General features: G+C 66.6%; 27 protein-coding genes and 1 tRNA gene. 12 read left to right on the top strand and 16 right to left on the bottom strand.

The features are described from left to right. Nucleotides 1-14 precede the first annotated feature (14 nt). From ilvD to AB0P11_RS15960, 4 genes are all read right to left on the bottom strand, one after another. Nucleotides 15-1,733, bottom strand: coding sequence for a dihydroxy-acid dehydratase (gene ilvD, locus AB0P11_RS15975; protein WP_053095858.1), 1,719 nt, complete (start codon nucleotides 1,731-1,733; stop codon nucleotides 15-17). A gap of 9 nt (nucleotides 1,734-1,742) precedes the next feature. Next, nucleotides 1,743-2,537 (bottom strand): trehalose-phosphatase, encoded by a 795-nt coding sequence (gene otsB / locus AB0P11_RS15970; protein ID WP_083569323.1) that lies wholly within the window; start codon nucleotides 2,535-2,537, stop codon nucleotides 1,743-1,745. 63 nt (nucleotides 2,538-2,600) lie between these two features. Further along, the gene (locus AB0P11_RS15965; protein ID WP_053095857.1) at nucleotides 2,601-4,010 is read right to left on the bottom strand and encodes a trehalose-6-phosphate synthase; all 1,410 of its coding nucleotides are present in this window, start codon (nucleotides 4,008-4,010) and stop codon (nucleotides 2,601-2,603) included. A gap of 51 nt (nucleotides 4,011-4,061) precedes the next feature. Continuing rightward, the gene (locus AB0P11_RS15960; protein ID WP_285362955.1) at nucleotides 4,062-5,333 is read right to left on the bottom strand and encodes an MFS transporter; all 1,272 of its coding nucleotides are present in this window, start codon (nucleotides 5,331-5,333) and stop codon (nucleotides 4,062-4,064) included. A gap of 237 nt (nucleotides 5,334-5,570) precedes the next feature. Here AB0P11_RS15960 and AB0P11_RS15955 point away from each other — a divergent pair, with 237 nt between their 5' ends. After that, complete coding sequence (locus tag AB0P11_RS15955; RefSeq protein WP_053095855.1) at nucleotides 5,571-5,852, top strand: hypothetical protein; 282 nt, start codon at nucleotides 5,571-5,573, stop codon at nucleotides 5,850-5,852. 3 nt (nucleotides 5,853-5,855) lie between these two features. Here AB0P11_RS15955 and AB0P11_RS15950 read toward each other — a convergent pair whose 3' ends face one another. From AB0P11_RS15950 to AB0P11_RS15940, 3 genes are read right to left on the bottom strand one after another with little or no spacing between them, the layout of a single operon-like run. After that, complete coding sequence (locus AB0P11_RS15950) at nucleotides 5,856-7,085, bottom strand: acetyl-CoA C-acetyltransferase (RefSeq protein WP_363522924.1); 1,230 nt, start codon at nucleotides 7,083-7,085, stop codon at nucleotides 5,856-5,858. Further along, nucleotides 7,082-7,732: a CoA transferase subunit B gene (locus tag AB0P11_RS15945; protein WP_187249537.1), complete on the bottom strand. Its 651-nt coding sequence runs from the start codon at nucleotides 7,730-7,732 to the stop codon at nucleotides 7,082-7,084. Before AB0P11_RS15945 ends, AB0P11_RS15950 begins: the two co-directional genes overlap by 4 nt. A gap of 1 nt (nucleotide 7,733) precedes the next feature. After that, complete coding sequence (locus AB0P11_RS15940) at nucleotides 7,734-8,507, bottom strand: CoA transferase subunit A (protein WP_056279039.1); 774 nt, start codon at nucleotides 8,505-8,507, stop codon at nucleotides 7,734-7,736. A 106-nt stretch (nucleotides 8,508-8,613) separates the two neighbouring features. Between AB0P11_RS15940 and AB0P11_RS15935 the strand changes: the two genes are divergently transcribed. Genes AB0P11_RS15935 through AB0P11_RS15925 form a run of 3 tightly spaced genes read left to right on the top strand, consistent with a single transcriptional unit; the run spans nucleotide 8,614 to nucleotide 11,099 of the window. Then, the gene (locus AB0P11_RS15935; protein WP_053095854.1) at nucleotides 8,614-9,399 is read left to right on the top strand and encodes an IclR family transcriptional regulator; all 786 of its coding nucleotides are present in this window, start codon (nucleotides 8,614-8,616) and stop codon (nucleotides 9,397-9,399) included. A 39-nt stretch (nucleotides 9,400-9,438) separates the two neighbouring features. Continuing rightward, nucleotides 9,439-9,876: a MarR family transcriptional regulator gene (locus AB0P11_RS15930; protein ID WP_056278629.1), complete on the top strand. Its 438-nt coding sequence runs from the start codon at nucleotides 9,439-9,441 to the stop codon at nucleotides 9,874-9,876. Continuing rightward, nucleotides 9,873-11,099: an MFS transporter gene (locus AB0P11_RS15925; RefSeq protein ID WP_056278628.1), complete on the top strand. Its 1,227-nt coding sequence runs from the start codon at nucleotides 9,873-9,875 to the stop codon at nucleotides 11,097-11,099. The genes AB0P11_RS15930 and AB0P11_RS15925 overlap by 4 nt, the downstream gene beginning before the upstream one ends. A gap of 99 nt (nucleotides 11,100-11,198) precedes the next feature. Here AB0P11_RS15925 and AB0P11_RS15920 read toward each other — a convergent pair whose 3' ends face one another. Together AB0P11_RS15920 and AB0P11_RS15915 are read right to left on the bottom strand one after the other, a co-directional pair. Further along, the gene (locus tag AB0P11_RS15920) at nucleotides 11,199-11,570 is read right to left on the bottom strand and encodes a hypothetical protein (protein WP_363522920.1); all 372 of its coding nucleotides are present in this window, start codon (nucleotides 11,568-11,570) and stop codon (nucleotides 11,199-11,201) included. Nucleotides 11,571-11,916: 346 nt separating this feature from the next. Then, nucleotides 11,917-12,144 (bottom strand): DUF3263 domain-containing protein, encoded by a 228-nt coding sequence (locus tag AB0P11_RS15915; RefSeq protein WP_295104502.1) that lies wholly within the window; start codon nucleotides 12,142-12,144, stop codon nucleotides 11,917-11,919. 45 nt (nucleotides 12,145-12,189) lie between these two features. Between AB0P11_RS15915 and AB0P11_RS15910 the strand changes: the two genes are divergently transcribed. Beyond that, nucleotides 12,190-12,549, top strand: a complete 360-nt coding sequence (locus AB0P11_RS15910; RefSeq protein WP_363522918.1) for a hypothetical protein — start codon at nucleotides 12,190-12,192, stop codon at nucleotides 12,547-12,549. Between the two features lie 63 nt (nucleotides 12,550-12,612). Then, nucleotides 12,613-12,900, top strand: coding sequence for a hypothetical protein (locus AB0P11_RS15905; protein ID WP_363522916.1), 288 nt, complete (start codon nucleotides 12,613-12,615; stop codon nucleotides 12,898-12,900). A gap of 20 nt (nucleotides 12,901-12,920) precedes the next feature. Here AB0P11_RS15905 and AB0P11_RS15900 read toward each other — a convergent pair whose 3' ends face one another. Continuing rightward, nucleotides 12,921-13,721 (bottom strand): hypothetical protein, encoded by an 801-nt coding sequence (locus AB0P11_RS15900; RefSeq protein WP_295104496.1) that lies wholly within the window; start codon nucleotides 13,719-13,721, stop codon nucleotides 12,921-12,923. 229 nt (nucleotides 13,722-13,950) lie between these two features. Here AB0P11_RS15900 and AB0P11_RS15895 point away from each other — a divergent pair, with 229 nt between their 5' ends. Both AB0P11_RS15895 and AB0P11_RS15890 read left to right on the top strand, forming a co-directional pair. Further along, nucleotides 13,951-14,961 carry a glycosyltransferase 61 family protein gene (locus AB0P11_RS15895; protein ID WP_363522914.1) on the top strand — a complete coding sequence of 337 codons (1,011 nt, stop codon included), beginning with the start codon at nucleotides 13,951-13,953 and terminating at the stop codon, nucleotides 14,959-14,961. Nucleotides 14,962-15,160: 199 nt separating this feature from the next. Further along, nucleotides 15,161-15,766, top strand: a complete 606-nt coding sequence (locus tag AB0P11_RS15890) for a hypothetical protein (protein WP_363522912.1) — start codon at nucleotides 15,161-15,163, stop codon at nucleotides 15,764-15,766. A gap of 122 nt (nucleotides 15,767-15,888) precedes the next feature. Here the strand turns inward: AB0P11_RS15890 and AB0P11_RS15885 are convergent, their stop codons facing one another. From AB0P11_RS15885 to AB0P11_RS15870, 4 genes are all read right to left on the bottom strand, one after another. Further along, nucleotides 15,889-16,122, bottom strand: coding sequence for a hypothetical protein (locus AB0P11_RS15885; protein WP_363522910.1), 234 nt, complete (start codon nucleotides 16,120-16,122; stop codon nucleotides 15,889-15,891). 96 nt (nucleotides 16,123-16,218) lie between these two features. Continuing rightward, nucleotides 16,219-16,599, bottom strand: coding sequence for a hypothetical protein (locus AB0P11_RS15880; protein ID WP_363522908.1), 381 nt, complete (start codon nucleotides 16,597-16,599; stop codon nucleotides 16,219-16,221). A 13-nt stretch (nucleotides 16,600-16,612) separates the two neighbouring features. After that, nucleotides 16,613-17,041 carry a hypothetical protein gene (locus AB0P11_RS15875; protein ID WP_363522906.1) on the bottom strand — a complete coding sequence of 143 codons (429 nt, stop codon included), beginning with the start codon at nucleotides 17,039-17,041 and terminating at the stop codon, nucleotides 16,613-16,615. After that, nucleotides 17,034-17,525: a hypothetical protein gene (locus tag AB0P11_RS15870; protein ID WP_363522904.1), complete on the bottom strand. Its 492-nt coding sequence runs from the start codon at nucleotides 17,523-17,525 to the stop codon at nucleotides 17,034-17,036. The genes AB0P11_RS15875 and AB0P11_RS15870 overlap by 8 nt, the downstream gene beginning before the upstream one ends. A 9-nt stretch (nucleotides 17,526-17,534) precedes the next feature. Between AB0P11_RS15870 and AB0P11_RS15865 the strand changes: the two genes are divergently transcribed. After that, nucleotides 17,535-18,098 carry a hypothetical protein gene (locus AB0P11_RS15865; protein WP_363522902.1) on the top strand — a complete coding sequence of 188 codons (564 nt, stop codon included), beginning with the start codon at nucleotides 17,535-17,537 and terminating at the stop codon, nucleotides 18,096-18,098. A gap of 126 nt (nucleotides 18,099-18,224) precedes the next feature. Here AB0P11_RS15865 and AB0P11_RS15860 read toward each other — a convergent pair. Then, nucleotides 18,225-18,297: transfer RNA gene (locus AB0P11_RS15860), tRNA-Lys, on the bottom strand. A 145-nt stretch (nucleotides 18,298-18,442) separates the two neighbouring features. On the opposite strand from AB0P11_RS15860, the gene hisN reads away from it, so the two are divergent. Further along, nucleotides 18,443-19,240, top strand: coding sequence for a histidinol-phosphatase (gene hisN / locus AB0P11_RS15855; RefSeq protein WP_056278626.1), 798 nt, complete (start codon nucleotides 18,443-18,445; stop codon nucleotides 19,238-19,240). Between the two features lie 21 nt (nucleotides 19,241-19,261). After that, nucleotides 19,262-19,825: a hypothetical protein gene (locus tag AB0P11_RS15850; protein ID WP_056279038.1), complete on the top strand. Its 564-nt coding sequence runs from the start codon at nucleotides 19,262-19,264 to the stop codon at nucleotides 19,823-19,825. A gap of 3 nt (nucleotides 19,826-19,828) precedes the next feature. On the opposite strand, the gene AB0P11_RS15845 is transcribed toward AB0P11_RS15850, so the two are convergent. Continuing rightward, nucleotides 19,829-20,143 carry a hypothetical protein gene (locus AB0P11_RS15845; RefSeq protein WP_056278625.1) on the bottom strand — a complete coding sequence of 105 codons (315 nt, stop codon included), beginning with the start codon at nucleotides 20,141-20,143 and terminating at the stop codon, nucleotides 19,829-19,831. An 88-nt stretch (nucleotides 20,144-20,231) separates the two neighbouring features. Between AB0P11_RS15845 and AB0P11_RS15840 the strand changes: the two genes are divergently transcribed. Then, complete coding sequence (locus AB0P11_RS15840; protein ID WP_363522899.1) at nucleotides 20,232-21,086, top strand: transposase; 855 nt, start codon at nucleotides 20,232-20,234, stop codon at nucleotides 21,084-21,086. The last annotated feature ends 75 nt before the right edge of the window (nucleotides 21,087-21,161 follow it).

Below are 21,161 nucleotides of genomic sequence, written 5' to 3'. Positions count from 1 at the left end.
GGAGCCGACGCGGATCAGCCGGTCGTCGCGCCCTCGGCGGCGGACCGCACGAGACGCGAGTACTTGGCAAGAACGCCACGGGTATAGCGCGGGGGTAGCGGCTCCCAGCCAGAGCGGCGGGAGGCGAGCTCCGCCTCGTCGACGAGTAGGTCGAGAGAGCGAGCTGCGATATCGACCCGTATCAGATCACCATCGCGCACGAAGGCGATAGGACCTGCGTCCACCGCTTCGGGTGCTATGTGGCCGATGCACAGGCCGGTTGTGCCGCCTGAGAATCGTCCGTCAGTCAAGAGTAGTACATCTTTTCCGAGCCCCGCGCCCTTGATGGCCGCGGTGATGGCGAGCATCTCGCGCATACCGGGTCCGCCCTTCGGACCCTCGTAGCGGATGACGATGACGGTGCCCGCCTCGATCTCGCCGTTGGCCACGGCGTCCATGGCCGCGCGCTCGCGCTCGAACACCCGGGCGGAGCCCTCGAAGACGGCCGCGTCGAAGCCTGCGGTCTTCACGACGGCACCCTCGGGCGCGAGCGACCCGTGCAGGATCGTCAGGCCGCCGGTCGCGTGGATCGGGTTGTCGAAGGTGTGGATGACCTCGCCGTCGATCGGCTGCGGGTCGAGGTCCGCGAGGTTCTCGGCGAGCGTCTTGCCCGTCACGGTGAGCGCGTCACCGTGCAGCAGGCCCTCGTCGAGCATCGCCTTCATGATCACGGGGATGCCGCCGTGGCGGTCGACGTCGTTCATGACGTACTTGCCGAACGGCTTCATGTCCGCGACGTGCGGCACCTTGTCGCCGATGCGGTTGAAGTCGTGCAGGCTCAGCTCGACCTCGGCCTCGCGCGCGATCGCGAGCAGGTGCAGCACGACATTGGTCGAACCGCCCAGGGCCATCGCGAGGGCGATCGCGTTCTCGAACGCCTCCTTGGTGAGGATGTCGCGGGTCGTGATGCCCTGGCGGAGCAGGTTGACGACGGCCTCGCCGGAACGGTGCGCGAAGTAGTCACGACGACGATCTGCGGCGGGCGGAGCGGCAGACCCGGGAAGGCTCAGGCCCAGGGCCTCGGCGACCGACGCCATCGTGTTCGCCGTGTACATGCCACCGCAGGCGCCCTCACCCGGTGCGATCGCGCATTCGATGCGCTTGAGGTCCTCTTCGCTCATGAGTCCCGCGCGGCAGGCGCCGACGGCCTCGAACGAGTCGATGATCGTGACGTCCTTCTCGGTGCCGTCCGAGAGCTTGACCCAGCCCGGTGCGATGGAGCCGGCGTAGAGGAACACGCTCGACAGGTCGAGCCGGGCGCTGGCCATCAGCATTCCGGGGATCGACTTGTCGCAACCGGCGAGCAGCACCGATCCGTCGAGTCGCTCGGCCATCATCACGGTCTCGACCGAGTCGGCGATGACCTCGCGCGACACGAGCGAGAAGTGCATGCCCTCGTGGCCCATCGAGATGCCGTCCGAGACCGAGATCGTCCCGAACTGCAGCGGGTACCCGCCGCCGGAGTGCACGCCCTCCTTGGCACCCTGCGCGAGCCGGTCGAGGCTCAGGTTGCAGGGTGTGATCTCGTTCCAGCTGGAGGCGATTCCGATCTGGGGCTTGTCCCAGTCGGCGTCGCCCATGCCGACGGCACGGAGCATGCCTCGGGAGGTCGTCGCCTCGATGCCGTCGGTGACGACGCGGCTGCGGGGCTTGATGTCGATGGGCGCGCTGGTGGAGGGATCATGCGAGGACATGACGGAAGTCTATTCCCGCCGGGAGGTGCGCTCGTCCGCGAGCGCCTCCAGAAGCAGGGCGATCTGTTGTGGGTTCTCCACACGAAGCTCGGCGGCGCTCTCCCCCGGTCCCACGCGGACGCCGAGATCGTCGCCGCTGAGCACGCGCATGGCGTCCTCGTCCGTGACGTCATCGCCGGCGAAAAGGATGGCGGTGGCGTCGAAATGCTCGCGCAGCGCGGTCATCGCGGCATCCTTGCCCTCGTTCCGCGACGAGAACTCGAGCACACGGTGCCCCGAGCGGCGTCGCCAGTGCGGGAAGCGCTCCGCGACGAGTGCATCGATCTCGGCGAACACCGCCTTCTCGACCTCCGGTGTGGCCGTGCGGGTGTGCACACCCATTCCGAAGGTCTTGGGCTCGAGCTCCGCCCCCTCGTATCGATCGATGATCGGCCGCGCGGCCTCCCACAGCTCCTCTCGCGACCCCTCCGCGGTGTCGCCGTCGGCCTCGTTGGCGCCGACCCCGGGATACCAGTACTGCGCACCGTGCGATCCGGCCAGCGCGATCAGCGAGTCATCCGTGTGCTCGGTGATCACCCGCAGGTCATGCATGCTGCGCCCGGAGACGTAGGCGACGACCGTGTCGGGGAGCGCCGCGAGACGGGCGACCTGCACGGCGACCTCGGGCAGAGCCCTGGCGGCCATCGGATCGGGGACGAGCGGAGATGCCGTGCCGTCGAAGTCCAGCGCGACGATCAGTCTGGGTGTGGCGGCGATGGCGCTCAGCGCCGGGTCTGCGGCTCCGGGGGTCCAGCTACGGGTCACAGTGTCTCCAATCGAGGCGGTGTCCTCCCAGTATGACCCGGCGGAACGGTGCGACCCGGCCGATCAGCGTCCGCGGACGTCCGCGAGTGCGCGCAGGAACGACGACGACCACGCGTTCACGTCGTTCTCCAGCACGCGACGTCGCAGCGACCGCATCCGCTTGCCCTGCTCAGCGGGCGTCATGGTGACCGCGGTCATGATCGCGTCCTTCAACCCGGCGATGTCGTGCGGGTTGACGCGCACCGCCTGCCGCAGCTCGTCGGCGGCGCCCGTGAACTCGCTCAGCACGAGCACCCCGCGATTGTCGGCCCGCGTCGCGACGTACTCCTTCGCGACGAGGTTCATGCCGTCGCGCAGCGCGGTCACGAGCATGACGTCGGCGGCGAGGTACAGTGCGACCATCTCCTCGCGCGGGTAGCCCTGGTGCAGATAGCGGATGGCGGTGTGCCCCATGGTGTCGTGATCGCCGTTGATGCGCCCGACCGCGAGTTCGATCTCGTCGCGAAGATGCACGTACGCGTCGACACGCTCTCGGCTCGGACTCGCGACCTGCACGAAGGTGACGTCGTCGACGCTCAGCTTGCCGTCTTCGAGGAGCTCGCCGTACGCCTTGATGCGATGCCGGATGCCCTTGGTGTAGTCGAGGCGGTCCACGCCCAGGAGGATCTTCTTCGGGTTGCCGAGGCTCGCTCTGATCTCGGCCGCGCGCGCTCGGACATCGGGGCGTGCCGCGAGCTCGAGGTACGGAGCGGTGTCGATCGAGATCGGGAAGGCCCGAGCGACGGCGGTGCGCGTGCCGCCCCCCGCGGTCGGGATGGTGACCGCCGACCCCTTCACCTCGTGACGAAGACGACGGCGCACAGCGGTCAGGAAGTAGGTGGCGTCCTGTGCGCGCTGGAAGCCGATGACATCAGCGCCGAGCAGGCCTTTGAGCACCTGATCACGCCACGGGAGCTGGGCATAGAGCCCGTGCGCAGGGAACGGGATGTGGTGGAAGTAGCCGATCGTGACATCGGGCCTCAGTTCGCGGATCATCTGCGGCACCAGCTGCAGCTGGTAGTCGTGCACCCAGACGGTGCCGTCCTGTGCGACGACGTCGGCGGCTGCCTCCGCGAAACGGCGGTTGACCTTGACGTACGCCTCCCACCATTCGCGGTGGTACTGCGGCGGCGCGATGACGTCGTGGTACAGCGGCCAGATCGTGTCGTTCGCGAAGCCCTCGTAGTAGTCGGCGACCTCCTCGGCGCTGAGCGGCACCGGGATCAGGTCGATGCCGTTGATCTCGAATCGATCCAGCTCGACATCCGGCTGGCCGGCCCACCCGACCCAGGCTCCGCGCGCACTTCGCATCATCGGCTCGAGTGCGGCGACCAGACCGCCCGGGGAGGTCCGCCACTCCTCGTCTCCGTCAGGACCCACGACCCGGTCGACGGGAAGTCGGTTGGCGACGACGACGAAATCTGCGACTGACATGGGTGAGTGCTCCTGACGATGCAGTGGGGGTGCTCCTCAGGCTACAGAAGCTCAGACCGAGGCTACGCGAGGTCGGGGGCCGCTCAGCCACCAGTTGACAAGCCCGGCGACGAAGGCTATCGCCGCAGAGATGATCGGCAGCACGAGAGCGCTGGTCGTTCCCGCGCTCTCGGCGAGCTCTCCCGCCACGGCCGCGCCGAGGGACTGGCCGACGACGATCCCCGAGCCGAGCATCGTCATCACGGTCGCCGAGCGCCCCAGAGGGCTGCGCGCAGCCCCGAAGCTGTACTGCGTGACGAGGGTCGGGCCGATGCCGATCCCCATGATCCCGAGAGCGATCATCATGGTCGCCGGCGAGTCGACGAGGAGGAGCAGCAGGCTTCCGCCGAGCAGGATGCCGGCGAACAGCAGCCAGCGCGCGCGGAGCGAGAACCGCACCGGGAGCCACGCGACGCCGAGCGCGAGAATCGCCGACCCGACGCCCATCACGCCGTAGAGGAGCCCTGCCTGTTCTGCGGCGCCGCGGTCCGCCATGAAGGAGGTGAGCGATGTGAGCATCGTGCCGAAGAACATGCCGACGCCGAGGATGCCGACGACGACGATCAGCAGACGCGGGCTGAAGAGCTCGGTCACGGCCGACGGCGCCCGCCCGTCCTCGCCTCGGTGCACCGAGACGACACGCGCGCTCGGATGCAGGGCGAACGCGCCCACGAACACGACCGTGAGCACCGCCGCACCGATGAGCGGGGCCCACGGCGCGATGGCGGAGGCGAGGATGCCGACGATGAACGGGCCGAACACGAACACGGTCTCATCGGCGGCGGACTCATACGCCATGGTCCCCGAGACGGTGCGCGTGCGCGCCGCCTCAGGCATCCGATCGGCGATCATCGTCACGAGTCTGGATCGAGACATCGGAGCGACCTGCGGAGCGGTGGCGCCGATGCCGAACGCGGATATCAGCACCAGCGCGTCCGCTCCCCCCGTGTAGACGACGACGGTGAAGAGCACCAGCATCGCCCCGTTGGCGATCGCCAGGATCAGCAGCACCATGCGCTGTCCGAACCGATCGGCGGCGGCGCCGAGCAGAGGTCCGAAGCATGCCGTGCCGAGTCCGACGGCCGCGGACGTGAGTCCGCCGAGCGAGAGCGAACCGCGCGCCGAGACGACGACCGTGAGTACTCCGACGACCATCATCGCGAACGGAAGCCGGGCGATGAACGCGATGATGAAATACGGGAGCCCCGCGATGCGGAGCAGTCCTCGCTCCTCAGCCGCGGGGATCGGGGCAGGGTGCTCGGGAATGGGAGTTGCGTGTGTCATGGGCTCTCGCGCGTCCACGGACGCGGGGTCGGGTGCCGCCGCTGTCCGCCGGGAAGCCGGCGGCCGGTAGATACACGGATTGCGGCCGCGGACCAGCCGCGACCCTTCCATGGTAGCGCGGTCGGCGGGACGACGCCTGAGTTCCCGGGCCGCCTCATCGGCGAACGGCTCTGACAGATTCCCCGCCGAGTTGTCAAGGCGGGGCGCGACGCAGCCGTCGACAGGTAGCGTGAAGTCATGAACTACCTCTCGGGCACCGGAATCGTCGGCGCGATCATGACGGGCGTCACTCTGCTCCGCGGATCCCGCGACACCAAGATCACCTGGCGCTCCGCCCTCGCGTGGGTGAGCTGGGGAATCACGCTCGCGCTGTCGATCGGCGCTGTCATCGACACCCGCCGCGCGAAGCAGGGTCGCCCCGTGTCGCCCGATTCGCCGGTCTATGCCAAGCAGCAGAAGGAGCGCGAGAAGGAAGCCAAGAAGCAGCGCTCCGAGGGCGTCAAGCCGATCAAGCGCTGAGTCTCAGCGGGTGAGGATCAGCGCCTCGCCCTGACCGCCTCCTCCGCATAGCCCCACAGCCGCGACGCCGCTTCCTCTGCGAGCGAGTTCGTGTGCCATGTGGACGACCAGACGTGTGCCTGACGCGCCGATCGGATGACCGATCGCGATGCCGCCGCCGTGGACGTTCACGATGTCGCTGGAGAGCCCGAGCTCGAGCTGCGATCGGGCGACGACCGCTCCGAAGGCCTCGTTGATCTCGACGACATCGAGGTCTGCGGCCGTGATGCCCTGCTTCTCGCACGCGCGTTCGATGGCCCGCGCGGGCTGCGCCTGCAGCGAGTTGTCCGGCCCTGCGGTCTGCCCGCTGGCGCCGACGGTGACGAGCACCGGCCAGCCTCTGGTCGCCGCCGTGGCGCGGGTCGTCACGACGACCGCCGACGCTCCGTCGGAGATCTGAGACGAATTGCCGGCCGTGATCGAGCCGCCCTCGGCGAACGCCGCCCGAAGGCCCGCGAGAGACTCGACGGTCGTGTCGGGCCTGATGCCCTCATCGGCGGTGACGAGCGTCGACTCCCCCCGCCGCTGGGGAACGGCGACGGACACGATCTCATCGTCGAAGACGCCGGCGGCCTGAGCCGCCGAAGCACGCTGATGCGACAGCGCCGCCACCTGATCCTGAGCCCCGCGCGTCAGCTCGTAGCGGGCGTTGTGGCGCTCGGTGGACGCGCCCATGCTCTCTTTGTCGTACGCGTCGGTGAGGCCGTCGTGGGCCATGTGATCGAGCACCTCCACGCTGCCGTACGTCCATCCGTCCCGCGACCCCATGAGCAGGTGCGGAGCCCTGGTCATGGATTCCATGCCCGCCGCGACGACGACCGCCGCGTCTCCCGTCCGAATCATCCGAGCCGCGTCGATGATCGCCGTGAGACCTGAGAGGCACACCTTGTTCACGGAATGGGCGGGAACGTCCCAGCCGATACCGGCTCCGATCGCCGCCTGTCTCGCTGCGTTCTGTCCCGAGCCGGCCGCGAGGACCTGGCCGACGATCACGGCGTCCACGTCCGAGGGATCGATGGACCCCTGTTCCAGGGCACCTCGGATCGCGAATGCGCCGAGCTCCGGCGCGCTGAAGCTCGCCAGCTGTCCCTTGAGGCGGCCCTGGGGAGTGCGTGCCGCGGCGACGATCACGACGTCCGCGTCGCTCGAGTGGTCTGGGGCGTTCATCTCCGCCTCTCCGTTCTGTGCGTTCATCGGTCGTGCAGTTCTTCGGGGACCGTGAGTGTCGGCTCCGTCGCCGCCACGACCTGCTCCACCGTCACGCCCGGTGCGAGCTCGACGAGCGAGAGACCGTCCGGTGTCACGTCGATCACCGCCAGGTCGGTGATGATGCGATCGACGACCCCGCGGCCTGTGAGTGGAAGCGAGCAGTCGTGCACGATCTTCGCCGATCCGTCCTTCGCGGTGTGCTCCATCAGCACGATGACGCGCGCGGCACCGTGCACGAGATCCATCGCGCCGCCGGGTCCCTTCACCATCTTGCCCGGGATCATCCAGTTCGCGAGGTCTCCGGTGGCGGACACCTGCATGGCGCCGAGGATCGCCGCGTCGATCTTGCCGCCTCTGATCATGCCGAAACTCGTCGCGGAGTCGAAGTACGCGGCACCGGCCAGCACCGTGACGGTCTCTTTGCCGGCGTTGATCAAGTCCGGATCCACCGCGCCCTCGTGCGGGTACGGTCCGACGCCGAGGATGCCGTTCTCGGATTGCAGCACGACGGTCACCCCGTCGGGCACGTGGTTCGGCACGAGCGTGGGCAGCCCGATGCCGAGGTTGACATAGGAGCCGTCCCGCAGCTCTGCGGCAGCGCGAGCGGCCATCTCATCGCGTGTGAGCGCCATGTCAGACTCCTTCCGGCGTGACGGTTCGACGTTCGATGCGCTTCGGGATGTCGGTGCCGACCTCGACGACGCGGTGCACGAAGACACCCGGCAGATGGACGCGGTCCGGATCCAGCTCCCCCGGTTCGACGAGCTGCTCCACCTGCGCGATGCAGATTCGTCCGGCCATCCCCGCGAGCGGGTTGAAGTTGCGCGCCGCCTTGTTGAAGATCAGATTCCCGTGCCTGTCCCCCGCCAGCGCATGCACCAGCGCGAAATCGGTGGTGATCGCCTCTTCGAGCACATACTCGCGCGGCCCTGCCGCGGTGTCGAAGGTACGAACATCCTTCGCCGGAGACGCCACCGCGATGCTGCCGTCGGGGTTGTAGCGTCGCGGGAGCCCACCCTCGGCGACCTGCGTGCCGACGCCGGTCTGGGTGAAGAATGCGGCGATCCCAGACCCTCCCGCCCTGAGCTTCTCGGCGAGGGTTCCCTGCGGTGTCAGCTCGAGCTCGAGTTCGCCGGAGAGGAACTGCCGTTCGAACTCCTTGTTCTCCCCGACGTAGGACGAGGTCATCTTGCGGATCCGGCGAGCGGCGAGCAGGATGCCGAGCCCCCAGTCGTCCACTCCGCAGTTGTTGCTGACGATGCTGAGCCCGCTCGTGCCCCGGGCGAGCAGTGCGTCGATGAGCGCAGTCGGATTCCCGGAGAGCCCGAATCCTCCGACGGCGAGAGACGCACCGTCCTCGATGTCTGCGACCGCTTCTTCGGCGCTCGCCCACTGTTTGTCGATCACGCATGCTCCTTCGAATGACGCTCGTTCCTTCAGCATCCGCTCTCCGGCATCCCCGAGGGAAGAACACTCTTGCGATGTGGACACATCAACGAATAGCGTCCACATTATGGAACCCTCCGCCTCGATTCCCGGAACGCAGGCGATCGCGCGCGCCGCGAAGCTCTTGAGGCTCGTGACCTCCAGCGGCCACGACGGTGCGTCGCTCCAGGAGCTGTCCGCGTCCGCCGGGTTGTCCCGCTCGACCGCGCATCGCCTGCTCTCCGCACTTCGCGCCGAGGGTCTGGTCGACCGCGACGAGTCCTCCACTCGCTGGATGCCCGGGCCGGAGCTCTATCTCATGGGATCCGTCGCCGCAGCCCGTTACGACGTGACTGCCCTGGGGCGTGATATCGTCCGCTCGCTCGCGGTCAAGACCGAGGAGAGCGCCTTCCTCTCGGTGCGCCGTGCCGATGAGACGGTGTGCCTCGTCCGCGAGGAGGGCTCCTTCCCGATCCGGTCTTTCGTGCTGAGCGAGGGCGTGCGGTTTCCGCTCGGCGTAGCAAGCGCCGGGCTCGCCATCCTGGCATTCCTCCCTGACCACGATGTGGACGCCTATCTGGAACGTCATCCGGAGCTCGAGGCCAATTGGGGCAGATCTCACGGCGCCGCACCTCTGCGAACACGGCTGGCCGAGACGAAGGAGAGAGGCTATGCGGTGAATCCGGGGCTGATCGTGGAGGGCAGCTGGGGTCTCGGCGCGGCGGTCTTCGATCGCTCGGGTCGACCGGAATGGGCCTTGAGCCTGACCGGCGTGGGATTCCGCTTCGGCCCTGATCGGATCGGCGAGCTGGGCAGGACGCTCCTCGCCCATGCGCACCAGCTCTCGGCTCGGATCGCGGGGGCTCGGCGCTGACTCGGACTTATACATACCAGTGGGTATATACTTTCTGGTATGAATCGTCAGGATGTCATCCCCTCGCTCGTGCTCTCCGGGTATGCGCTCGGCCGGATCGCCGCACAGGACGCCGGCAATGATGCGCCTGCCGCGCAGTGGCGGGTGCTGAGTCTGCTCGAGCAGTCCGGGCCCAAGCGGGTCGGAGAGCTCGCGGCAGCCGCACGCACGACCCAGCCCGGGATGACCCGGCTCATCGGGAATCTCGAGCGCGAGGGATTGGTCCTTCGCTCCCCCGTCGCCGAGGACTCACGCGCGACGGCCGTCGCCATCACCGCGGCCGGGTCCCACGCGCTGCAGTCATGGCGCGAAGAGTTCCGTGACACGCTCGCCCCTCGCTTCGCCGACCTCGACGGCGACGAATGGAGCATCCTGACGCGCGCCGCCGAGATCCTCGCGGCGCACACCACCACCGACTCGACAGGAGCAGCAGCGTGAACACCCCCGCCACCTCAGTGTGGAAGCAACCAGCCCAGGTCTGGGCCGTCGCCTTCGCGTGCGTCGTCGCATTCATGGGCATCGGACTCGTGGATCCCATCCTCCCCGCGATCGCGGAATCCCTGCAGGCGACCCCGTTCGAGACGGAGCTCCTGTTCACGAGCTATCTCGCGGTCACCGGTCTCGCGATGCTCGTGACCAGCTGGATCTCGAGCCGCATCGGCGCCAAGAAGACGCTTCTGATCGGGCTGGCGCTCATCGTGGTGTTCGCCCTGCTCTGCGCGCTCAGCGGCAGCGTCGACGCGGTCATCGGCTTCCGCGCAGGATGGGGTCTGGGCAACGCGCTGTTCATCTCCACCGCTCTCGCGACGATCGTGGGCGCGGCGTCGGGGGGCAGCTCAGCTGCGATCGTCCTCTACGAGGCAGCCCTCGGGCTCGGTATCGCCATCGGTCCGCTTCTGGGCGGCCTGCTGGGCGAGCAGAGCTGGCGCGCCCCGTTCTTCGGAGTGGTGGTGCTCATGGCGATCGCCTTCCTCGCCGTGCTCGTGCTTCTGCGCGGACCCGAGGACAAGCGCGCGCCCATCCCGTTCTCGGCACCCTTCAGGGCCCTGGGTCGTCCTGCGCTCGCGATTCTCGCGATCGCGGCCTTCTTCTACAACATCGGCTTCTTCATCCTGCTCGCGTTCTCGCCGTTCCCTCTGGGCTTCGGGGCCATGGGGATCGGCTTCACGTTCTTCGGCTGGGGCCTCGCCCTCGCCATCACGAGCGTCTGGGTGGCTCCCCTGCTCATGCGCCGGATGTCCCGCACGAGCGTGATCCTCACCGTCCTGCCGCTTCTCGCCGTGGATCTGATCATCGCCGGCCTGCTGGTCGAATCCGCCACTGCGCTGGTCGTGTGCATCGTCATCGGCGGACTGCTGCTGGGTGTGATGAACACCGTGCTCACCGAAGCGGTGATGGAGGCCACGGACCTGCCCCGCTCGGTCGCGTCGTCGGCGTACTCGTCGGTGAGGTTCCTCGGCGGAGCCATCGCGCCGCCCCTCGCAGCGGCTCTCTGGCACGCGTTCAACGCGACGATCCCGTATCTGGTCGCCGCTCTCGCCGTGCTCATCGCAGCGGCGACGATCTTCTGCGGCAGGAAGATCCTCGCGCACATCGACGACGAGCCCGACGACGCCGCGATCGAGGACGCGCAGGCCATCCTGCTCGGCGACGCCGGGTGACACGCCAGCCTGCTGCGTTCGATGCCGTGGGGCGATGAGCGAGCTCTCAGAGCGCAGCAGGCCCACCGGCGGCGCTGTCATCGCAGTCGCCTGATCGACCTACTTGACGGTGACCGTGATCTCCGCGGTCTTCTGGTCGTCGAGGTCCTCGGGAACGGCGCCGCGGAATCGGTACTCGAACTGGATCACGGTGGTTCCCTCACCCACGGGCGCGAAGCGGTAGGTGAGCGCGCTCGGCGCTCCGGTCTCACCCTCCTCGCCCAGGTACCGCGACCGCTCGTCGCCCGGTCCGAGAACCGCCGGATCGGGCTCCCGCGTCAGCACCCACTCCTCACCGACGGTGGGATTGATGTCACCGAAGTCGACCACGAGCGCCTCATCCGGGGCCAGCGTCACCGAAGAGGCCGTGTAGGCGATGCTCGTCTCGAGCCCAGCCGAGCATGCGGTGAGCGGAAGACTGCAGACGGCCACGATCGCTCCGACTGCGAATCTCTTCACCCGTGCGCGCATCGCCACCCCTTAGCGTTTGCATCAAACTAGCGCACGGAAAGCGATGTCGGCGGCATCACCGCGACGCAGAAAAGCCCCGATGACTGGCGAGAGTCATCGAGGCTGATCCGTGCACCCCCTCGGACTTGAACCGAGAACCCACTGATATCCGGTGAACCGTACCTGGATATACCTCCCCCCTACTTTCCGCGGAACTATGCGACTCCGGTACGTCGAAGTACGGCGAGGTATGTGACCAAAACGACGAGTAAACGACGGATAGCGTCACGCGCCCCAGTCGTTGAAGTCCTCCGACGATGGGTCTTCGTCACCCCACGAATCTTTCTCGGGATGCTGCTCGGAGCGCCAGCGTCTCCCGGACGCGGCGCGCGGTGATGGGGTGCTCACGGATCCCCTCGAGCGACGACGCGGCGCGGTGCAGCAGCTGGTAGTAGCGAGCGGGTGAGATGCCGAGGTGGCCGCGGATTGCCTCTCCCTTCGTGGTGGAATGACGGGGCCAGCGCGCTTCGAACGCGAGGAGTTCTTCAGGTGTCACAGTGCCCGACTGTGCCAGAGGTCACCGACATTCGGACGAGGTCGTATGCTGGGCGGCATGACTTTCCCGCCCGCGTACGGAGCCGTTGCGATCACCGCGGACTCGATGATCCAAGGTGCCGTGTACGGCGACATCACGATCCTCGACGGGAGAGTCGAGATCCAGGGCCAAGTCACCGGCACGGTCATCGCACGCGGTGGCAGCACCTCGATTCGCGGTTCGGTCGGAGGTGTCCAACTCGATGGTGGCGAAGTTCGCATGGCAACGGGCTCAGGCATTGGCGGAGTGACTTTGCAGAGAGATGGAACCTGGCGCCGTCCCCGCGAAGACGATCCGATCGACTCAGAGCCGCATCCCACGTACCTCAATCTGAGCGACGTGCTGCCCGTCCGCGAGGACGCTTAGACTCGATCATCTCGGCCGGAGGAAGGACACCCGGCCATGCCTCGAAGGCTCTCTCCTGACGTGATGCTCAGTATCACCCTCGACGCGATCTGCTCACGCAACCGATATACCACCGCACCGGCGCCCGTGATCGCCGAACTCTACGCGACCGCCGGCGGCCGTGTCGACATCCTGACCGAGTCGGTCGGCACATGGGTCGGGTTCTTCGAAGAGGCCGAGATCCTCACCCTCTGCACGGCACTCCGCGAGCTGCCCGGGCTCGAGCCGTGGATCGCCGTCGGTGCGAACCGCCGCGCACAACCGGACCATCGCGCTCCGGCCGCGCACGCGGGCGCGTCGTGGCCGGAGTGACGCGCCTAGGCTCGGATGAATCAGCTCTTCGCGGGGATGGACTGCTTCGAGGTCTCGAACGGGATCCGTCGCCGAGCCATGTGCCATGCCAGCTTCGCGAAGGTCGAAACGTACGGGGCGATGATTCGCTGCGACTGAGACAGGACCACAAGATCAGCGACGGACTCGATAAGACCCTGACGGGAGTTGTACTCGCCTGCTTTCTGCAAGGAAACGACACCGGGCACCGCATCCTTGATGCGTTCCTCAGCACTCGAAGTGTCGCACGACAGGTAGAACGCCACATCGGGGCGCTCTTCACGTATGGCCAGCATCCTGCCGATGAACCATTCCACCGGTGATTCGGCCAACGTCAGATGGTGGGTCAGTGTCGGGTGCGCTCTGACCTGCACCCCGATGAATTCGTGCCCGAGGTTCCCCAACGGACCAGTGCTGAGGTCCCGCACCTCCTCGGCCGGATTGAGCTCGGGCAGCATGTTCGTCCAATCCCGGCTGTCACCGAGCGCGGGGATCGCCCCGTTGCCCGTCAGGGAGATGACGGGCTCGGTGCGAACCGGCTCTAGGTCTCCGAATCCATGCTGTGAGAAGAACTCGACCATTGGTATTGGACCCGGTTCGTCAATCGGGGTGCCGCCTGTGTACTCCCACAGTTCGTCGAAGCGTGCACCAAACTGCCTGCGGCCATCCTTGCCGACCGGCCAGTGGTAGTAGAAGTTGCGTCCCTCGCCGTCCGCAATAGCCTGCGCGGACAATACGAGCTGTACTCGATTTCCCAGCCCATTCTTCATCGGCGACGTTGCTACGAGGGCGGGCGAAACCATCTCAATATGTGTAGACACCGCCTCATGCTAGCTGCCAACGAGACCCTCGATCGGCTTCCACGAGGACGACTACGCGATCACCCTGGGGACGGCGCTGCGAGAGCTGCCCGGGCTCGAACCGTGGATCGCGATCGGTGCGAGCCGGCGCGCTCAGCCCGATCACCGAACCCCGACTGCCCACGCAGGTGCGTCCTGGCCCGAGTATGACGCCACATATTAGACTCGCTCGGTGACGTTCACCTTCCAGCGGTACGGCCCGCTCATGCCGGTCGACCGTGAATCGACTTGTCGCGTCATCGACGACGCGCACCTGACCATCTACCAGCGGAAGGCCATCGCAGACCGAGCCGCCGCCCCACGATTCATGAACTACGGAGCGGTCTACGACTCGGATGGTGTCCTCGTTGAGGAATCGCAACGCCGCGGCGGTCTTCAGGGAGACTTCTATATCGCCGGCGATCCACCCGTGCATCGTGCGGCGCGTATCGCCGAAAGATTCGATGGCACATGGCTGTACGCCGGTAACTGGATGGGCCAGTTCGGTCACTGGCTAACCGAGACGCTGCCGAATGTCTGGCCGCTTCCGCACTCAGATGTGAGAGGCATCATTGCGCACCGGTTTGCCTTCGATAGCAGCGAGCGGTCGTGGCAGCGCGCGATGCTTGACGCCGCGGGCGCGTCGGGGTTGCCGCTTCACATCGTGAATGATCGGCCCGTGAGCGTGCAGAGGTTACTCGTCCCCTCTCGTCCCGTCGTCATCAACGGATTCGCCGCGCCGGAAGCGGTGGACGTTTGGGAGCGGGTAGGTGCGACCCTGGCGACACCCGCGACGCATCCTCTCGTGTATTTCTCGGTCACGGACCACAGGACCGGGGGCGCGGTGAACCCGAGTCGGGTCTTCGACAACCAGGGGGAAGCCGATCAGGTCTTCGCACAGCACGGCTTCCACGTCGTCACTCCCGAGTCGGTTTCCATCAAGGAGCAGATTTCCCTCGCGCGCGGTGCACAGATCCTCGCCGGTTGGTCAGGCAGCGCCCTACATCTGTCGATATTCGCGCCTTCCACAACACGCGTCCTCGAGCTGGGCGACATCCGTTCCGGCGCAGCCCCCGTTCCGCATCAGCGAGCGTTGACTGCCGCGCGGGGTCAGGAACACGGCTTCATCTCAGCGGGTCAACAGCTGGAGAACCGTCGACCTTACGACCTCGAAAACCTAGAACGAGTCCTTGGCTCGATCTGAGGTATCCGCCTCACGCCGATCGACGGGCTGGGAAATCGGGTACAGCTCGAGTTGTCCGCACATTACTCCCCGAGGGGACCCGATCGCGAGCCACGGCTCCGGACTGCGTGCCCCTCGGGGTCGCGTTCCGCTATCGTGATCGCATGCAAATCTACACGCCGGTAGAGCTCGCCCGCTTATCGCGCGACGTTCCCGACAGGTGGCGGATACCCTCTGTTCGGCGCTCAGCATGAGGGAACGGGACACCGCCCGTTATCTGGGAGAGATCGTCCATCAGGGTCATTTCGCAATGATCGCAGCCGAGGCCCTCAACGCCGCGATCAAACGCGACGTTGTACCTGCGCAGAGCTCACCCCCGCATTACGCGAGTTATCTAGCAGCCGCTCAAGCACTCCTGACCGCAGCTGCGCAAATCTCGAAAATCGTAGACCCCGATGCACTTCGTCGCGGCAGTGCAGAAGTGAAGCGGTTCGGGAAGGAGCGCGCCGCGACACTGCGCGCGATCATCGACCCGTCTCCTTTGCTGCTCTCGCGCGACGTGCGCAATTCGGTGGAACACTTCGGTGAACGGCTGGACAAGGTCTTATGCGAAGAACCGGGGATCTCGCTCGTGGACGCCAACGTTTCCGTCGAGGGCGGCATATTCTTCGAAGGTGCTACTTGGCTCCGACACCTGAACCTCACAACGCTTGAGTACTCAGCTCTCGACGATGCTGTTCCGCTTCAAGATCTGTTCGATGCAGTCATGCAGGCATCCGAGCGCGCAACTGCCTGGATAACAGCTCACAGCGCGTCTCTGGTTTAAGTCCCCGCGCAGGGTGGTGATCGCAGCTCGAGACGGGGCGGTCACCCTGCTACGAGTCCGATTTGCCCTCCAACTGATCGCGCGTTGCTGTCTGTGACGGCGTTGTCGCCGCGCCTACAAGCTCAGACTTCGACGAGGTCGTACTCACCCGCCCACTGGATCACCGGCATCCAATCGAATCGAGAGATACCGCGCAGGCTTGTCCCGATCAGAAGGAACGGGACTCCCTCCTGGATTTCTAAGACCTCGAAATCGCCGTCCTGGCTACGGCCCTTCCGATCGACAAAGGTCGCGCGTTTCGCCTCCTCGAACGTCCATGTGTCGCCGTTGGATTCAAGAATTACCCGTTTTGCCATGCGGCGAGCATACCCGCCTCGCAAACGCAGAAGACCCCCACCCAGCCGAAGCTGAGTGGGGGTCTTCTGTGTCACAGGCTGAGGCGATCGTCGTGTTTAGAGGTTCGCCGAGCCGTCGGTGCCAGTGTCTGCGCCGTCCTGCATCGCGCGGTACTGGCGTCCGGTGAGGCCCGTCTCGCTGCCGTCGAACTGCGTGTAGGCGACGGCGCCGGCGGGCGCGGATCCTGCGCCGATGTGTCGGAGCCATTCATCGACGGCGGGGATCGCCATTACGCGAGCGATCGCCGCACTCGCGGCCGCGAGGATCGCAATCGCTCCGGTGATCCACGCGACGACGGGTCCGGGGAGGACGTCCTGGATCGCGGTGAGGATCTGTGGTGCGACGATCACGGTGGTCGCCAGGATGGCGGCGGCAGCGACGACTACCTGCACGGCGGTGCGGATTGCGCGCTGCAGAGGGAACCAGATCTTGTTCATGATGGGTGACCTCCTAGGTCTTGGGGTTGAGGGGCTGAGTAGGCCAGTCGTCGCCGACCATGTGGCCGAGGCCGAGGCGGCGAAGGATGGGCTCGGGGAGCATGGGAAGGTCGCCGGGGCGGCCACGGTGGTTCCATAGCCACAGCTGTGTCTCACGAGCGCGGACGGCGTCGTGCATCTCGTGCGATTCCTTGCCGACGGTGCGCAGGTCGAGGCGCACCTGCGCGAGTTCCGCGGAGAGATGCGCTGTGCGCTCCTCGACGCGCTCGTCGATGTACCGCATGAGCGCGTCGGCGTCCTTGAAGCGTCCGGAGATCGTGCCTTCCTCGACCTGCTGAGCGTCGGCACGGTCCTTGCGGCGGAACCGCCAGAAAGCGATCAGCGCGAGGATCACGCCGGAGAGGAGGGCGATGACGGAGACGATGATGCCGGTATCAGTCACGTGCGCCCTCCAACGGCTTCCGCCTCTCCACCGCCCGCCTGTCGGCCCACTCGGTCGCGAGGAGGTCCAGCCGGAAGAGGGGCAGCGGGAGTGGAAGGAGCAGGATGACCGAGACGAACCACGACGGTGCTTCCTGCTGCGCGATCTGCTCGGGTGATGGGGACACGACGATCGCGATCGCGTAAGCGAGGATCATGCCGACGAGCAGCGACTTTCCCGCGATCTCGAGCGCCCACAATCGCGGGAACGCGACACCGGCAAGGCACACCAGCGCGACGAACGAGAAGAACACGCCGATCGCGTCCGTGAAGTCACCGTACAGACGGTCGAGCAGCCTGGACCCGTAGACGGCGGCAGTGATCCCGGCGAGCACGGCGATGATGTCGTACACCGGCAGCCAGAGCCGCTTGAGCGAGCGATACTTCTGCTCGTGCAGCGGGATCGCGTTCGGATGCCAGATCGATGCCCGCCACAGCCGGCGCATCACTCCGCCTTGGCGAGCTGCTCGACGTACTCCCGCGTCTCGGCCGACGTCGCCGACATGTATATCGGAACCGGCGCACGGACGAATGAGGTGCTCGCCCTGCAGTTCGACGCGAACGTGCACTTCGACACACCGACGCCGTTCGTTCGCCTCGACCGCACTCTCATCGAGGGCGACGACGGCAAGCTCGTCGTGCAGATGAAGCCGAAGACAGACTCATCCGTCCGTGACGCGAAGCTGCCCGCCTTCCTCGTCGACATGCTGATGCGGCGCCGTGTTGACTCTGACAGCGGCATCGTGTTCCCGTCGTCGACCGGTACTTATCAGTGGGACAACAACCTCATGCGCCAGTGGCGCGAGGCACTGCGCGAGAGTCCCTATGCGTGGGTGACGCCGACGAAGTTCCGCAAGGCGGTGGCGACGCTCCTCGCTGACGAGGTGGGGACGAAGGCCGCGGCCGACCAGCTCGGAAACTCCGAGGAGGTAGCCGAGAAGCACTACATCAAGCGCGCTCGTCGGCAGGGCCCGGATGCAGCGCGCGATGTTCTCGAGACGTTCTTCCACCGCGGCTAGGTGTCCACCCAAAACGACGAGTAGAAGGCGGATGCCGTCATAAGTGTCAACCGATTCGACGCAATCGTTCTGCGCGTTAACGCAGAAAAGCCCTGACAGATGGCGAGATCTGTCAGGGCTGATCCGTGCACCCCCTCGGACTTGAACCGAGAACCCACTGATTAAGAGTCAGTTGCTCTGCCGATTGAGCTAGAGGTGCGTGGCGCGGTATTCCCCGGCCGAGGAATTACATTACCAGCCGATCGCCGCGGTGCGAAATCGAGTCGGGTCCCACGTGTTCGCCGCGCGTGTCGCCCCGTGTCACGAGCCCTCGGGTCCCCGGGCGGGGCGGTTATCCTGGAGATGTGACCGCCTCCCCCCGCGTCGACGACTTCTCTCGCGACCTCGCACTCGCCCTTCGACTCGCCGACGCCGCAGATGCGCAGTCGCTCCCCCGGTTCGACAGCTCCGACCTGGAGATCTCGACCAAAGCGGACAATTCGCATGTCACCGATGCGGACCTCGCCACCGAACGGGCGATCCGCGCCATCCTGTCGACCGAACGGCCCGATGACGGCATCTTCGGCGAGGAGTTCGGCGCTGAGGGCAGCACCCATCGGCAGTGGATCATCGATCCCATCGACGGCACCGCGAACTTCCTCCGCGGAGTGCCGCTGTGGGGCACGATGATCGCCCTCGCGGTCGACGGCGTACCGCAGGTCGGAGTGGTCAGCATGCCCGCGATCGGACGCCGCTGGTGGGCGGCGTCAGGGTCAGGGGCATGGACGGCGACGGATGCCGAACCGCGCCGCGTCTCGGCATCCTCCGTGTCGTCTCTCGATGACGCGAGCGTGAGCTTCCAGAGCATCACCCAATGGGCTGAGTCCGGTCACCTCGACCAGCTGCTGAAGCTGGCCGACCGGGTATGGCGCGACCGTGCCTACGGAGACATCTACGCCTACATGCTCCTGGCCGAGGGGCGGATCGACATGGTCGCGGAATTCGGCGTCAAGGAGTACGACGTCGCGGCCGCAGTCCCGATCGTGCGCGAGGCGGGCGGTCGGATGACCGGTTTCGACGGCGCAGAGACGATCTCCGACCTCTCGGCGCTCGCCACCAACGGCATCCTCCACGACGCGTTCCTCGCACTTCTGCACGACTGACCCCCGATGAAGGCACGCGCGATGAACCGCTTCACCTCCGCCGCACTCGGTGCGCTCCTGCTCACCGTCGCGCTCGTCTCCTGCGCAGCGACGCCCGAGGGAGCGCCGTCGCCCACGCCCGACTCGCCGAAGCCCTCCCCCACGGCGACTGCGGAGCCGGCAGCCACTCCCACACCCTCCGCGGCGGTGGAGCCAGCCTGCGACACGATCGTCTCGGCCGGAACCGTGCAGGCACTCACCGATCAGGGCTGGACCTTCGAGGAGAAGGAGTTCGTGGTGGGTGGCGTGACGCTCGCCGACGGGCTCCTCTGCTTCTGGGCCGACTACAGCGTCGCCTCAGATCACGGTCAGCTCTACGGGTGGTCGACGATCAGCGCTGAAGACGCCACTGCTGCACAGACCTCCCTCCTCGGAGAGGGCTGGACCCGCGAGGACGGCCCCGACGGCATCTACATCACCGAGAACCCGCAGTTCGCGATGGGCACCGACGAAGACGGCTACGGCATGACGTATCTGTTCGGCGACGGCTGGGTGAAGTTCGCGGACACGCGCCAGGGCCTCATCCTGATCGAGTGGGCCGGCTGACGCTCACTCGACCGGAGAATCGATCACCTCGTCGACGAGGAGGATGCCGCCTGTCGAGTTCACCGACTGCATCAGATCGTCGATCCACCGCGGGTTCAACTGAGGCTGCTCCGGCTCGTCGAAGGTGAAGCGCAGCGGGATGGACGGATGGATCCAGATGGTGGATCGTCCGCCGGGCTCTCCCTCGGGATGACGCCATGACAGGGTGAAGCTCTCCTGACGGCGGAGCTTGGTCGCGATGACGATCTTCAGATGCGCGAGTGATCGATCCTCGATGTGGATCGGAACGTCCGACGCGCCATAGAACAGCGTTGCCATGCGAACCAGAATACTGGCACAGGTGGCACGGACTGCGCATCTGAAGAGGCAGGGAGGAGCTCATCCTGCGCGGTGTATCGTCGCACGCATGGACTCCCCGCTCGCTGACATCGCAGTGGAGCTGTACACGGGGTCACCTGCAGAGTTCGTGAGCGCACGCAACGCGCGCGCCGTCGAGGCCGACGACGCGGGCCTCGCCGCGCAGATTCGCGATCTGAAGAAGCCGTCGGTCGCCGCCTGGGTGGTCAACGTCTTCGCACACGAGCGCGCCGCGCAACTCGGAGAAGCGCTTCAACTCGCCGAAGAGCTCCGCGAAGCTCAGGCGGACCTGGATGCTCGCGCGCTCGCGCAGCTCGGTCGCGACCGCCGCGCCCTCACGAGCCGACTCGCGGCAGATGCCGCTGCGCTCGCTGAAGCGCGCGGACAGCGCGTCACGGCTTCGACGAGAGAGGCGGTTCAGCAGACCATCAGCGCGGCCTTCTTCGATCCCACTGCGGCCGCCGCCGTCGCCTCGGCGAGGCTCGTGCGCGAGCTGGAACCGGCCGGCACGTTCGCCGACATCGCCGACACCCTCGTGGGTGGAGGCGCACCCGCACCGCCCGCGATCTCGCCCACACCCGTCGACGAGGTGCGGTCACGCAGAGAGCGACGGGACGCGGAACGGGCCGTCAGAGAAGCCCAGAAGGCTCACGACACTGCGGCACGCGAAGCGGCGACGGCCGACCGAGCACTCCGCGATGCTGCGGTGAGGATCGAAGCCCTCACACGTCGTGAGCGTGAACTCGAAGCTGACCTGGCGAAGGTCCGACATGAAACGAAGCGCGCGCGAGAAGACGCCGAGGAGGCGAAGGCCGAACAGGAATCGCTCGCGCAGCGAGTGCGGGAGTCGGAAGAGCATCTCCGCACCGCAGAGGACGCTCTCGACCGGCTCACCACCGGCTGACCACCGACGCGGGAGGACGTGTCAGCGGACGCACGCGCCGTCGAACGACCTCGACAGGGTACCGGTATTCTGTGT

The organism is Microbacterium sp. NPDC079176, from assembly GCF_040686675.1.
Lineage (GTDB): Bacteria > Actinomycetota > Actinomycetes > Actinomycetales > Microbacteriaceae > Microbacterium.
Note: the sequence above shows the minus strand (reverse complement) of the source record. Positions and strands in the feature narration are given on the sequence as shown.